Annotated in this window: 10 protein-coding genes; 6 read left to right on the top strand and 4 right to left on the bottom strand. The window is 65.0% G+C overall.

What is annotated here, in order from left to right:
* Positions 1-112 precede the first annotated feature (112 nt).
* The gene (locus ABB27_RS04620) at positions 113-376 is read right to left on the bottom strand and encodes an RNA-binding S4 domain-containing protein (protein ID WP_057627060.1); all 264 of its coding nucleotides are present in this window, start codon (positions 374-376) and stop codon (positions 113-115) included.
* A 195-nt stretch (positions 377-571) separates the two neighbouring features.
* Here ABB27_RS04620 and ABB27_RS04615 point away from each other — a divergent pair, with 195 nt between their 5' ends.
* The 4 genes from ABB27_RS04615 (at position 572) to ABB27_RS04600 (ending at position 6,390) form a co-directional block, all read left to right on the top strand.
* Positions 572-2,554 (top strand): DEAD/DEAH box helicase, encoded by a 1,983-nt coding sequence (locus ABB27_RS04615; protein ID WP_057627059.1) that lies wholly within the window; start codon positions 572-574, stop codon positions 2,552-2,554.
* 238 nt (positions 2,555-2,792) lie between these two features.
* Positions 2,793-4,418: a sensor domain-containing diguanylate cyclase gene (locus ABB27_RS04610; protein WP_244479137.1), complete on the top strand. Its 1,626-nt coding sequence runs from the start codon at positions 2,793-2,795 to the stop codon at positions 4,416-4,418.
* A gap of 54 nt (positions 4,419-4,472) precedes the next feature.
* Positions 4,473-5,195 carry a pseudouridine synthase gene (locus tag ABB27_RS04605; protein ID WP_057627057.1) on the top strand — a complete coding sequence of 241 codons (723 nt, stop codon included), beginning with the start codon at positions 4,473-4,475 and terminating at the stop codon, positions 5,193-5,195.
* Positions 5,196-5,325: 130 nt separating this feature from the next.
* Entirely contained in the window at positions 5,326-6,390 is a 1,065-nt protein-coding gene (locus ABB27_RS04600; RefSeq protein ID WP_057627056.1) for a sensor domain-containing diguanylate cyclase, read from the top strand.
* A gap of 184 nt (positions 6,391-6,574) precedes the next feature.
* On the opposite strand, the gene ABB27_RS04595 is transcribed toward ABB27_RS04600, so the two are convergent.
* The 3 genes from ABB27_RS04595 to ABB27_RS04585 form a co-directional block, all read right to left on the bottom strand.
* Positions 6,575-7,495, bottom strand: a complete 921-nt coding sequence (locus tag ABB27_RS04595; protein ID WP_057627055.1) for a DMT family transporter — start codon at positions 7,493-7,495, stop codon at positions 6,575-6,577.
* Positions 7,496-7,541: 46 nt separating this feature from the next.
* Positions 7,542-8,369 carry a DUF72 domain-containing protein gene (locus ABB27_RS04590; RefSeq protein ID WP_057627054.1) on the bottom strand — a complete coding sequence of 276 codons (828 nt, stop codon included), beginning with the start codon at positions 8,367-8,369 and terminating at the stop codon, positions 7,542-7,544.
* Positions 8,370-8,632: 263 nt separating this feature from the next.
* Positions 8,633-9,061 (bottom strand): VOC family protein, encoded by a 429-nt coding sequence (locus tag ABB27_RS04585; protein ID WP_057627053.1) that lies wholly within the window; start codon positions 9,059-9,061, stop codon positions 8,633-8,635.
* Positions 9,062-9,163: 102 nt separating this feature from the next.
* On the opposite strand from ABB27_RS04585, the gene ABB27_RS04580 reads away from it, so the two are divergent.
* Positions 9,164-10,741 carry a serine hydrolase gene (locus ABB27_RS04580; RefSeq protein ID WP_425477485.1) on the top strand — a complete coding sequence of 526 codons (1,578 nt, stop codon included), beginning with the start codon at positions 9,164-9,166 and terminating at the stop codon, positions 10,739-10,741.
* 202 nt (positions 10,742-10,943) lie between these two features.
* Positions 10,944-12,776: an ABC transporter ATP-binding protein gene (locus ABB27_RS04575; RefSeq protein WP_057627052.1), complete on the top strand. Its 1,833-nt coding sequence runs from the start codon at positions 10,944-10,946 to the stop codon at positions 12,774-12,776.
* The last annotated feature ends 473 nt before the right edge of the window (positions 12,777-13,249 follow it).

Here is a 13,249-nt window from a genome sequence, read left to right as displayed (position 1 = left end):
CGCAGGCTTCGCGGCTTACGCCGCTCCTACGGTTCACGCAGTTCTCGTGGCGCTGACGGGGCGTCGGGAAGGCCCCTGCCGAGCATGGCTCGGCACTACAGCCGCGGCTGTATCACTCGTCTTCGTCTTCGTCCTCATCGTGGTCGCCATCCGGGTCTGGATCGGCGAGCACGTTGATGCAGACATCGCCCAGCACAACCTGTTGGCCGCCACGGATCTTGCAGGCTTTGCGCAGCTCCACCACGCCATCCACGCTGACCTGGCCATCGGCAATAATCATTTTTGCCTCGCCGCCGCTGGTGACCAGATCGGCCAGTTTCAGCAGCTGCTTCAGTTCCACGTAATCGCGGTCAAGTTCAAATTCGATGGTCTGCATGGTGTTCACGGATAAAAACGAGTGGTATTGTGCGTCATCGGCGACCCGTGCGGGTGCTCCAACAGGGGCCAAGCGGCGGCCGGTTGTGTTCGTAAGCTGAACGCAAATCTTGCCATGCGCGACAGCAGAGCTGTTTAGAGCGCACAATATGCGTCTTTTCGCCCGCCCGTTCGCGGCGGTGCCCCCGGAGTTACCATGTCCCAAGATACCCCCGCGCCGCTGCTGTTTGCAGATCTCGGCCTATCCGAGCCTGTGATGAAGGCAGTGGCCGAAGTCGGTTACGAGACCCCGTCGCCGATCCAGGCTGCCACCATTCCGGCAATGCTGGAAGGCCGCGACGTGCTCGGCCAGGCGCAGACCGGCACCGGCAAGACCGGCGCCTTCGCGCTGCCGGTGCTGTCCAATATCAATCTTTCCGCCACCAAGCCGCAGGTGCTGGTGCTGGCTCCGACCCGCGAACTGGCCATCCAGGTCGCCGAGGCGTTCCAGACCTATTCGGCATCGATGCCGGGCTTCCGCGTGCTGCCGGTTTACGGCGGCCAGCCTTACGGCCAGCAGCTGTCGGCCCTGCGCCGCGGCGTGCACGTCGTGGTCGGTACCCCGGGCCGCGTGATCGATCACCTTGATCGCGGCACCCTGGATCTGTCCGAGCTGAAGACGCTGGTGCTGGACGAAGCCGACGAAATGCTGCGCATGGGCTTCATCGACGACGTCGAAGCCGTGCTCAAGAAGCTGCCGGAAACCCGTCAGGTCGCGCTGTTCTCGGCCACCATGCCGCAGCAGATCCGCCGCATCGCGCAGACCTACCTGCGCGAGCCGGTGGAAGTGACCATCCAGTCCAAGACCACCACCTCGGCCAATATCCGCCAGCGTTACTGGTGGGTAGCGGGCATGCACAAGCTGGACGCGCTGACCCGCATCCTGGAAGTGGAAACCTTCGACGCGATGATCATCTTCGCGCGTACCAAGGCCGGCACCGAGGAGCTTGCCAGCAAGCTGCAGGCGCGTGGCCTGGCCGCAGCCGCCATCAATGGCGACATGCAGCAGGCGCAGCGTGAGCGCACCATCGCCATGCTGAAGGAAGGCAAGCTCGACATCCTGGTTGCCACCGACGTGGCCGCCCGTGGTCTGGACGTGGAGCGCATCAGCCACGTGCTGAACTACGACATCCCGTACGACACCGAAAGCTACGTGCACCGCATTGGCCGTACCGGCCGTGCCGGCCGCAGCGGCGAGGCGATCCTGTTCGTCACCCCGCGCGAAAAGGGCATGCTGCGCCAGATCGAGCGCGCTACCCGCCAGCCGATCGAAGAAATGCAGCTGCCGACCGTGGATGCAGTCAATGATCACCGCGTGACCAAGTTCATGGACCGCATCAGCCAGACCCTGGCTGCCGGCGACATGGATTTCTACCGCGACCTGTTGCAGCGTTACGAAGGTGAGCACAACGTGCCGGCCATCGATATCGCCGCTGCACTGGCCAAGCTGCTGCAGGGTGATTCCCCGTTCCTGCTGACCCCGCCGGTGCGTGAGCGCCGTGAGCAGTCGTTCGAGCGCAATGACCGCAACGAGCGCCCGGCCCGTGACGGTGGTTTCCATCGCCGTGATGACCGCGGTGGTGACCGTGGCGATCGCCCGGCCCGTTTCGAGCCGCGTTTTGAGCGCGCACCGCGCCAGGACGATGGCGAGCGCGCCCCGCGCCCGCCGCGTGGCGAGGGTGATTTCGAGTCGCGTCCGCGTCGCGAAATGCCGCCGCGCAGCGCGCCGGAGTTCGGCATGGAGACCTACCGCATTGAAGTGGGTCACACCCATGGTGTGAAGCCGGCCAACATCGTCGGCGCGATCGCCAACGAAGCAGGTCTGGAAAGCCGTTTCATCGGCCGCATCGACATCCATGACGGTCACTCGGTGCTGGATCTGCCGGCAGACATGCCGACCGACGTGCTGCAGCACCTGAAGAAGGTTTGGGTCTCCGGCCAGCAGCTGCAGATGCGCAAGGTGGAAGCAGGCGAAGACCAGGGCGGCTCCGCAACGCCGTTCAAGCCGCGCTTCGACAAGGGCGACGGCAAGCCGGGCGGTCGTCCGGGTGGCCCGCGCGGCCCCCGTCCGGGCGGCCCAGGTGGCCCGGGTGGTTCGCGTCCGGGTGGCTTCAAGCCGCGCGGCCCGCGCAACTACTGATCCAGTCAGTCCAATGCTTCACCAGACAGCCCCGGCCCTGCCGGGGTTGTCTGTTTTGGCTGTTTGCGGGGCTGCCAGGACAGCCCGGGGCAACAAGTTCAAGCCGCGACCACCTTCACGTACTGCTTGCGCTGGGTTATTGCGATAATGCCGCCTGTCCGCGTCGGGGAACGCGAAAGGGAAGGTCATGGAAGAAGCGGGAGGGGCGGTTGCTGGCAGGCTCAGGCGTGGATGGACCGTGCTCGTGCTGCTGGTGGTGTGCTTCACGGTCTGGCCGTTGCTGGGTGCGGCGCAACCGCTGCAGGTTGACCGTGACTACCTGATAGCCGGTGCCGCAACCTCCGAACAGGCGCCGCTTCGTGCCTGCAGCGCCGAAGCCCTGGCGCGGATGCGACCAGCGATTGAAATCCCCGCGCCCCAAGGGGGCTGGTCGGGCGCGCCGCAGGGCGTGGGCGTGTTCAACGTCTTTGCCGGCGAGGTGATGATCTTCCATGGTGACCGCCAGGTATGTGGCGACATGCAGGATGCGCGTACCCGCGACTCCCGTTTCCGCGCCGGTGTCGGCCTGGTGGTGGTGCCCAAACGCGGCACGGTGGAGCCGATCCGGGTGGCCTGGGAGTCACCGCTGAAGCCGCGCTGGATTCCCACCGTGCACCTGGGGGCGCCCAGCCCGCTGCAACAGCAGGACACCTTGCGACTGGTGGTCCGCACCGCCTGCGTGGCCATCGCATTGGCATTGGCGCTGTCGGCATTGATGGGCTTTGCCACTACGCGCGGACGCGATTTCCTGATCTATACCCTGGTCTGTGCGCTGCTGGTGGTCTGGCAGGCCGTGCTGAGCGGGCTCAGCGGCTATCCCGAGCCATGGCTGCCGGTGGGCCTGCATGCGCCGATATGGATGGTGGCGGTGTCCGCGCTCAGCTATGCGGTGATGGGCTGGGTGCTATGGCGCATGTGCGGTGGGCGCTGGGTGCTGCGCGGTTCGCGCCGCTGGATGCAGGTGCTGATGATCGTGCTGGCGCTGGTGGCACTGGCCGCACCGCTGATGCCATGGAACGTATTGGCATGGATGGGCGAGGCGCTGGACGACCTGTTCACGCTGATCTGCATGGTATCGGTGGGTATCGCCATCGTCGCCTTGCGGCGAGGCTACTTCCAGGCGCTGGATGGTCTGGTGGCGGCGATTCCGCTGCTGGTGATGGCGCTGGCCGACCTGATGGACAGCCGCCTGCTGGTGGAGTTCCGGGTCGAGGCGATCCAGGTCTCGGTCACCTGGTTCCTGATGATGTCGGCCTACTCGCTCAACCGCAGCCTCAGCCAGTTGCGCCAGCAGCGCGATGAAATGCGCGAACTGGCCGATACCGACACCCTGACCGGCCTGCCCAACCGCCGCGCCGGCCTGCGCCAGCTCGAGCACTACATGGCCCAGGCCAAGGCCGCCGGCCAGCCGCTGTCGATCGGCTTCCTGGATATCGACCTGTTCAAGCAGATCAATGACCGCTACGGCCACGATGGCGGCGACGAGGTGCTGGTGTCGGTGGCCGGCACCTTGCTGGCCGGCGTGCGAAGCCGCAGCGATGTGATCCGCATGGGCGGCGAGGAGTTCCTGATCCTGCTGCCGGGAATCGGCGCGGACGCCGCACGGCCGCGGTTGGAGCAGCTGCGCGAGAAGGTCACCGCACAGGCGCGCGGGCTCAAGCACGAAGGCCTGGTGGTGACCGCCAGCATCGGCCTGGCCGAGCTGCAATACCGCGACAGCGACGTGGCAGCGCTGCTGCGGCGTGCCGACAATGCCATGTACCAGGCCAAGCGCAGCGGCCGCGACCAGGTGGTGGACGCGCGCGATATCCAGGAAGTGGCCTGAACACCGCATCTGCGCCCGCTGTTCCCGCTGCGGGGGATGGCGGATAATTCGCCGATGACAATCCGAATCAACAAGCACATTGCCGAAACCGGCTTCTGTTCGCGCCGCGAGGCCGACCGCCTGCTCGCTGCCCGTCGCGTCACCGTCAACGGCGTCGTCGCCGGCACTGGCGCCGTGGTCGGCGAGGGCGACGAGGTCAAGGTTGACGGCCAGCCGTTGCGCGCCCGTGCGGTGCAGAAGAGCACCGGCCGCCGCCATGTCTATATCGTGCTGAACAAGCCGGTGGGCATCACCTGCACCACCGAGAGCGCGGTCAAGGACAACATCGTCGAGTTCGTCGGCCATGAGCAGCGCATCTTCCCGATCGGCCGCCTGGACAAGGATTCCGAGGGCCTGATCCTGATGACCAGCAATGGCGATATCGTCAACCAGATCCTGCGCGCCGAGAACGGCCACCAGAAGGAGTACCTGGTCGCCGTCAACAAGCCGGTCACCGACGAATTCCTGCGCGGCATGGCGCGCGGCGTGCGCATCCACAACGAGACCACGCTGCCCTGCCGTACCAGCCGCATTGCCAAGTACGGCTTCCGCATCATTCTGGAGCAGGGCTTGAACCGGCAGATCCGGCTGATGGCGTCCGAGTTCGGCTACCGCGTCACCCAGCTGCGCCGTGTCCGCATCGATAACGTCAAGATTGGCGCGTTGAAGCCGGGCCAATGGCGCAACCTGAGCGAACAGGAACTGCGCGGCCTGCTGCCGCAACAGCAGCAGTGGTGAGCTGCCGCACCGGCAGCACTGGTGAGCTGGTGCAACAGCAGCAGTGGTAAGTGTGACGTAATCACCGCGCCTTGCGCGCGGTGCGGCTAGACTCTGCTGCGCTCTCCATCCTGCCGCCTCGGAGCCGTGCATGATCAAGCCTGCGTTGCCCGTCAATGAAGCCGAACGTCTTGCCGCGTTGCAGCGTTATCGCGTGCTGGATACCGCACGCGAGCAGGAATTCGATGACCTAGTGAGCATCGCCCGCACCATCTGCGGTACGCCGATGGGCGCGGTGACCCTGATCGATCGTGATCGGCAATGGTTCAAGTCACTGCAGGGCCTGGAGGGCGAACAGACACCGCGTGACGAAGCTTTCTGCGCCCACACCATCCTCAAGCCAGAGGAACTGATGGTGGTGGCCGACGCCCGTCAGGACCAGCGTTTCAGCGGCAACCCGTCGGTGCTGGGCGATCCGCATATCCGTTTCTATGCAGGTGCGCCGCTGCTGAGTAGTGATGGCTATGCGCTGGGCTCGCTATGCGTGTTCGACTCGGTGCCGTCCGATCTGGGCGCCCCGCAGGCCGATGCCCTGCGCGCGCTGTCTCGCCAGGTCAGCCGGATGATGGAAATGCGCCTGCTGCGTATTGAGATCGATCATCATCAGGCTGAGCACGATTGGTACGAGGCGCATCTGCTCGAGTACTACCAGCAGCTGGAACAGGCCAACCTGGAGCTGTCCGAGCAGACCCGCACCGATCCGCTGACCGGCTTGCCCAATCGGCGCGCCCTGGCTGCCGCGCTCACCGACGCCATCGGGCGTACAGGCGAGGCCGCCCCGGCGGTGGCGATCGTCGACATCGATCACTTCAAGATGGTCAACGATATTCACGGGCACGGCGAAGGCGACCAGGTACTGACCGAGCTTGCCGGCGTGCTCAAGTCGCAGTTCTCCGCGCGCGGCATGGCTGCCCGCTATGGCGGCGAGGAATTCGTGATCCTGATGCCGGACACGCCCTTGCAGCAGGCAGAGCTGCAGTGCGAATACCTGCGCGAATCGGTCAGCCTGCTGCCGATCGGCCTACCGATCACGGTCAGCATCGGCTTGGCGGTGCACCGTGTGGGCGAAAGCTCGGCCGAAACCCTGCGCCGCGCCGATGCCGCCCTTTATCAGGCCAAGGCGCAGGGCCGCGACCGGGTGGTCGTGGCGAGCTGAGCCACGTCGTGCAGCCAGTTCCGTAGCCCGGGTAAGCGCAGCGCACCCGGGAAGCTCACAGTGGCGCAGACATCGCGTTGTGTGCCGAGACTACCTCGCCGAAACACCTTGGCTCATGCCTCAAGCAAACCCCGGGTGCGCTGCGCTTACCCGGGCTACCACGGCCGACCGGCCAACCAACCGATCAGATCGAGCCGGTACTCGCCGCTGCCGGTCGCAGGCGATTGAGCAGCGGGTGCAGGAACACGCCGCCAAGGATGATCGCCACGCCCAGATAGAACTGCGGTGTCAGCTCGTGCTGTTCGCTGAGGAACAGCATCGCCAACAGGATCGCGTAGACCGGTTCCAGGTTGGTGACCAGCTGCACCGTGTAGGCGCTCAGGTGCTTGAGCGCGACCAGCGCCAGCGCAAACGGCAGCAGCGTGCACAGCCCGGACAGGGCCAGCAGCAACAGCCCGTCGTGCAGGTTGGGCAGCACCCACAGGTCACTGGCCAGAGCCGGCAGCAGGAACGGCAGTACAGGAGCCAGCAGGGTCAGGGTCAAGGTGCCGGCACCCAGCTCCACCGCAGTCACGGTGAGCGGGTCGGCATGGCCGACCATGCGCTTGTTGAGCGAACCGAACAGGGCAACCAGCAGTGCAGATGCGGCACCTACCGCCACGCCCAGACGCATGCCATCAGGCACGCCGCCAACCACCAGCGCGACACCTGGCAGCACCACCACGCCCAGCGCCAACTCACGCATCTGGAACGGACGTCGCGCGATCCACGGTTCGATGATGGAGGTGAACACCGGTGCCAGCGCGATGCAGGTTGCCGCCACCGAGGCGTTGGCCAGCTTCACCGCGCCATAGAAGGTGAGCCAGTGCAGCGCGACCAGCGCACCGATGCCGGCATAGCCCAGCGCCAGCCGCAGATTGAGGCTGGACAGGCCGCGCCATACCCGCGGCAGCAGCGCCAACATCGCCACCACCAGCAACATGCGCCACCACACCAGCGGCAACGCCGGCAGGGTGATCAGCTTGCCGAGGATGGCAGTGACACCCCATAACAGGACGCAGAAGTGGATCTGCAGCAGCGCTTTGCGGTTGTCGTTGGTAGGCATCGCGCTATTGTCGCTGATGCCGATGGCAATGGCTGCTGCGCAGGATTCAGTTTTTGTCGACCAGGGTTTGCAGTGCGCGTGCCGCCGCTGGATTGCGGTGTTTGGCGGCGCTGATGAAGTAGAGGAAAACCTCGCGTGGTGCGGCCGCGGGCAACGGCGCTGCCAGATGCGGTAGATCGGCGACGTCCTCGCCCTTGCGCCAGTGCTGGACGCGCTTGGCCCACTGCTGCAGTTCGGCCGGGGGGTAGCCGTTGGCATGTTCATCGCGGCTGCCCATCAACCGTGCATAGACGAAGTCGCCGGACAGGTCGGCAGCATTGGGATGCTCGGTGGAATCGGTATAGACCAGCGTGATGCCATGCTGGCGGATCAGCGCCACCAGTTCGGCATCGAAGCAGTCGGGATCGCGTACCTCCAGCGCATGCCGCTGGCGGCGGCCGTTGACCTGCTGCGGCAGCAGCTGCAGGAAGTCAGCGAGATCGTCGCGGTCCGGCGTGCGCCCGGCTGCGAACTGCCAGACCAGCGGCCCCAGCCGGTTGCCGAGATGGCTGATGCCGTCGATGAAGTCTTCTACTTGCCCGCCGGTAGCGGCTAGCTTGCGCGCGGTGACAATGCGCTTGGGCGCCTTGGCCGAAAACACGAAGCCTTCGGGCGTGGCATCGCGCCAGCCGGCGTAGATATGCGGCTTCTGCGCACCGTAATAGGTGCCGTTGATCTCGATGCTGGTCAGCTGTTGGCTGGCGAACTCAAGCTCACGGCGCTGCACCAACCCGACCGGGTAGAAGGTGCCGCCGCGCCAGGGCACATAGTTCCAGCCACCGATGCCGATATGGACGCCGGGTGCGTGCGCGGTGCTGGCAAAGAGATCGTTCAAGACAACGCCTTGGCTGTTGTAGGAGCGGCGTAAGCCGCGAAGCTACTAATGTAGCAACTACTCCTTGTAGTGCCGAGCCATGCTCGGCAGGGGCTTTACCAGCAAGCTCAATCGTACGCGCAATGCTCCTGCCGAGCATGGCTCGGCACTACATTCAAAGCCCGCGACTGGTGGGGCTAGGTGTAACGCCTCTGCCGAGCATGGCTCGGCACTACATGTGGGCTAGCGGCACGTGGAACGCCTTTGCCGAGCATGGCTCGGCACTACGCGTTCGGGGTCCAGGGGTCGTAGCTGCCGAACCACCATAGATGGCCTTCGGGATCGCGGCAGGCGTAGCCGCGGCCGCCGTAGGCCTGGTCGGCAATGTCGATGACGATCTCCGCCCCTGCGGCCTTGGCCTGGCTGTAGTGGGCGTCGGCATCGTTGACGATGACGCAGGCGCTCTGCGTTTCCATGCCGCCGACCTCGTCGGGCTGGATCATGTTGCTGCCCCATTCGCCCGGCTGTACCGAACCCAGCATGATCATGCCGTTGCCGAACACCAGCTGCGCGTGGTGAACCACCTCGCCATCCTGGTACACCGCATGCCGCTGGAAGCCGAAGGCCTTGCACAGCCAGTCGATGGCCGCGGGCGCATCGCGGTAACGCAGGCAGGGAATGATGGTGGCGGTGGTGCGGGCGGCGAGGTCCATGGTCGCGGGCGGGCAGTTGCGGAAAGGCGAGGGTGGGCGCGCTCGCGTTACCATCGCGAGAAGGCCGGCGCGGAGCCGGTATCGATCCATAGGGAGCGCACTTTGAATAGTTGGTTGGGCGGCGGGCTGATGCTCGCGATGGGCGTGGTGGCACCGCTGGCGGTTGCACAGGAGGCAGCGCCGTCGGAACTGCAGCAGCTGGACGCGACAGTGGAACGGGTACGCCAGCAGTTTGACGTGCCGGGCGTGGCGGTTGCCGTGGTCAAGGATGGCAAGGTGATCCTGGAGCGTGGCTGGGGCCTGCGCGAGCTGGGCAAGCCGGAGCCGGTGCAGGCCGATACCCTGTTCGCCATCGCCTCCAATACCAAGGCGTTCACCGCGACCTCGCTGAACCTGCTGGCCGAAGACGGCAAGCTGAAGATGGACGACCGGGTGGTCGATCACTTGCCGTCGTTCCGCATGTCCGATCCCTATGTGACCGGCGAAATGCGCATTCGTGACCTGCTCTCGCACCGCAGCGGCCTGAGCCTGGGCGCGGGCGATCTGTTGTTCTGGCCGACCACGCGCTACAGCAACGCCGAGGTGGTGGCGCGGCTGGCGCAGGTGCCGTTGAAGAATGGTTTCCGCGACCGCTACGCCTACGACAATATTCTTTATGCGGTTGCCCAGCAGGTGATCGAGAAGGTATCCGGGCTGTCCTATGCCGACTTCCTGCAGCAACGCATCTTCGACAAGGTCGGCATGGCGGAGACCCGCTACAACGCCGACCACCTCAAGCCGGGCGATAAGGCCGCCGTTGGCCACGCCAAGTTCGACTTCAAGGATCTGCGCCCGGTACCGCCGCTGACCTGGTCAAACAATGCGGGCGCCGGTGGCATCTATTCCAGCGTGCATGACCTGGCCAAGTGGATGAACGTGCAGTTGGCCGAGGGCAAGCTCGCCGATGGCACGCCGCTGTTCAGCGAGAAGACCCAGCAGCAGATGTGGCAGATGCAGATCCCGCAGGTGGTGCCCAAGCCGTCGGTGCCGGAGCTTGCCGCTGCACGGCCGAACTTCGCCGGTTACGGCGAGGGCTGGAGTTTGAGCGATTACCGTGGCCAGAAGTTGGTCTGGCACACCGGTGGCTGGCCTGGTCAGGTGTCGCGGTTGACCCTGGTGCCTGAGCAGAACCTGGGTGTGGTGGTGTTGACCAACCAGGAATCCGGCGCTGCTTTCAACGCGATCACCATGAGCGTGCTCGATGCCATGCTCGGCGCGCAGGGCAATGATTGGGTGGCCGCCTATGCCGCTGGCGTCGCCAAGGCGCAGGGCAATGCCGACGAAGCCTGGGACAAGCATGTGGCCGCGCGTGATGCCAGGAGCAAGCCCTCGCTGCCGCTGTCCTCCTATGCTGGCGCCTATCGTGATGCCTGGTACGGCGATGTGTTTGTGGAACAGCAGGGCGGCAAGCTGCGCCTGCGCTTTGGTGCCACCGCCGATCTGGTCGGCACGATGGAACACTGGCAGCACGACACCTTCATCGTGCGCTGGGACAACCGTTCGCTCAACGCCGATGCTTTCGTCAACTTCAGCCTGGACCCGGATGGCAAGGTCCGCGAGGTACGCATGCAGGCGGTGTCGTCCTTGACCGATTTCAGCTTCGACTTCCAGGACCTGCTGCTGAAGCCCAAGGCGGATTGACGGGGGTTGTAGGAGCGGCGTAAGCAGCGAAGCAGATGGATCATCAGTTTGCGATTGATCAGGGGTGTGGGAGCGGTATCAGCTTCGCGGCTGACGCCGCTCCCGCAACCACACAACCGCACATCCAGACATCGCCTAGACAGACACAACACAGGCCGCGATGGGACAATCGCGGCCTGTTCTGGTTTTACAGGCCGTGGCGATGCTGCGTTGGTTCGAATCCCTGATTCCCGTTTTCCCGCCGGTCGACACCCGCACGCCGCCGCGCGGCGTGGTGCGCTTCTACCTGCATTACCTGCGCCCGGTATGGCCGGTACTGCTGGCTACGCTGATCGCCGGCCTGCTGCTGGCATTGGTGGAAGTGGCGATGTTCGACTTCCTTGGCCGTATCGTCGACATGCTGGGCGATGGCGCCGGCGCGGGTTTCTTCCAGCGCAACGCAGGCGAACTGCTGTGGATGGCAGGCATCACCCTGCTGGCGCGGCCGGTGCTGGTGGCCCTGCACAACCTGCTGGTCAACCAGGCCATCGTGCCTGGCCTGAGCAACCGTTCGCGTTGGCTGATGCACAACCACGTCGTGCGACAGAGCCTGAGTTTCTTCCAGAACGACTTTGCCGGCAGCGTCGCCAACCGGGTGATGCAGACCGGCACCTCGCTGCGCGAATCGGCGGTTCAGATGGTGGATTCGATGTGGTACATCGTGGTCTATACCGGCACCGCGCTGTACCTGTTCGCGCAGGTGGACTGGCGCTTGATGCTGCCGCTGGCGATCTGGATGGTGGCTTACGTGGGTATAGGTGTGTACTTCGTGCCGCGCATGAAGCACCGCGCCTGGATTGCCTCCGATGCACGCTCGCGGGCGATGGGTCGCATCGTTGATGGCTATACCAATATCGCCACGCTCAAACTGTTCGCACATAGCGGGCACGAGCAGCGCTACGTCGCCGAAGCGATCCAGGAGCTGGCGGACAAACACCGCGCGCAGACCCGCATCACCACTGGCCTGGAGATGGTGATCGCCATCCTCAATGGCTTCCTGATCGTGGGTACCTGCGGCCTGGCGCTGTGGCTGTGGCAGGGCTCTCTGATCAGTGTTGGCGCGATTACCCTGGCCACCGGTCTGGTGATCCGCATCCACAACATGTCGGGTTGGATCATGTGGACCATCAACGGCATCTTCGAAGACATCGGCACCGTGCAGGACGGCATGGAAACCATTGCCCAGCCGCTGAGCGTGCAGGATGCGGCCGATGCCAAGCCACTGGTGGTCACTGCTGGCGCGGTGGATTTCCAGAACGTGCACTTCCATTACGGCAAGCGCGGCGGGGTGATGGCGGGTTTGAACCTGGCGGTTAAGCCGGGCGAGAAGATCGGCCTGGTCGGGCCATCCGGCGCGGGCAAGTCCACCCTGGTCAACGTGCTGCTGCGCCTGTACGACCTGGAGAGCGGCCGCATCCTGATCGATGGCCAGGACATCGCCCATGTCACCCAGGACAGCCTGCGCGCACAGATTGGCGTGGTTACCCAGGACACGTCACTGCTGCACCGCTCGATCCGCGACAACCTGCTGTATGGCCGCCCCGACGCCACCGAAGAACAGCTACGCGCGGCCGTGGCCAAGGCGCGTGCCGATGGTTTCATTGATTCATTGGTGGACGGGCAGGGCCGGCAGGGTTATGACGCCCATGTCGGCGAGCGCGGGGTGAAGCTGTCCGGTGGCCAGCGCCAGCGCATCGCCATCGCCCGCGTATTGTTGAAGGACGCGCCAATCCTGATCCTGGATGAGGCGACATCGGCACTGGATTCGGAAGTGGAAGCGGCCATCCAGGACAGCCTGGACGAGTTGATGGGCGACAAGACGGTCATCGCCATTGCCCATCGCCTGTCCACCATCGCGCGCATGGACCGGCTGGTGGTGATGGACCAGGGGCGTATCGTTGAAACCGGAACGCACGCCGAACTGGTGGCAGCCGGTGGCCTGTATGCGCGGCTGTGGGCGCGGCAGACCGGTGGGTTTGTAGCGGCCGAGGGCTGAGGCAAGTGCCCTGTAGTGCCGAGCCATGCTCGGCAGGGGCATTACCGGGAGAGCCTCTGCCGAGCATGGCTCGGCACTACGCTCCCTCCCTTTCGCGCAGCGAAGGGGAGGGTTGGGGAGGGGTAGGCTCTTTGCGGGCTGATGCAGTTGTTGCTTCGCGGTTCACGTCGCTCCTGCGGGCAGACTGGGAAAGCCTCTGCCGAGCATGGCTCGGCACTACAGTGGGCATTGCTGGGAAGGCCTCTGCCGAGCATGGCTCGGCACTACAGTGGGCATTGCTGGGAAAGCCTCTGCCGAGCATGGCTCGGCACTACAGTGGGCATTGCTGGGAAGGCCTCTGCCGAGCATGGCTCGGCACTACAGTGGGCATTGCTGGGAAGGCCTCTGCCGAGCATGGCTCGGCACTACGCTTTACACTGTGCCAATGCGTGCCAGCAGGAGGCCGGCCAGCACCACTGCGATGGCGGCGACGG

This window comes from Stenotrophomonas terrae (assembly GCF_001431465.1).
GTDB lineage: Bacteria > Pseudomonadota > Gammaproteobacteria > Xanthomonadales > Xanthomonadaceae > Stenotrophomonas > Stenotrophomonas terrae.
This window is presented reverse-complemented; position numbering and strand designations above follow the sequence as displayed.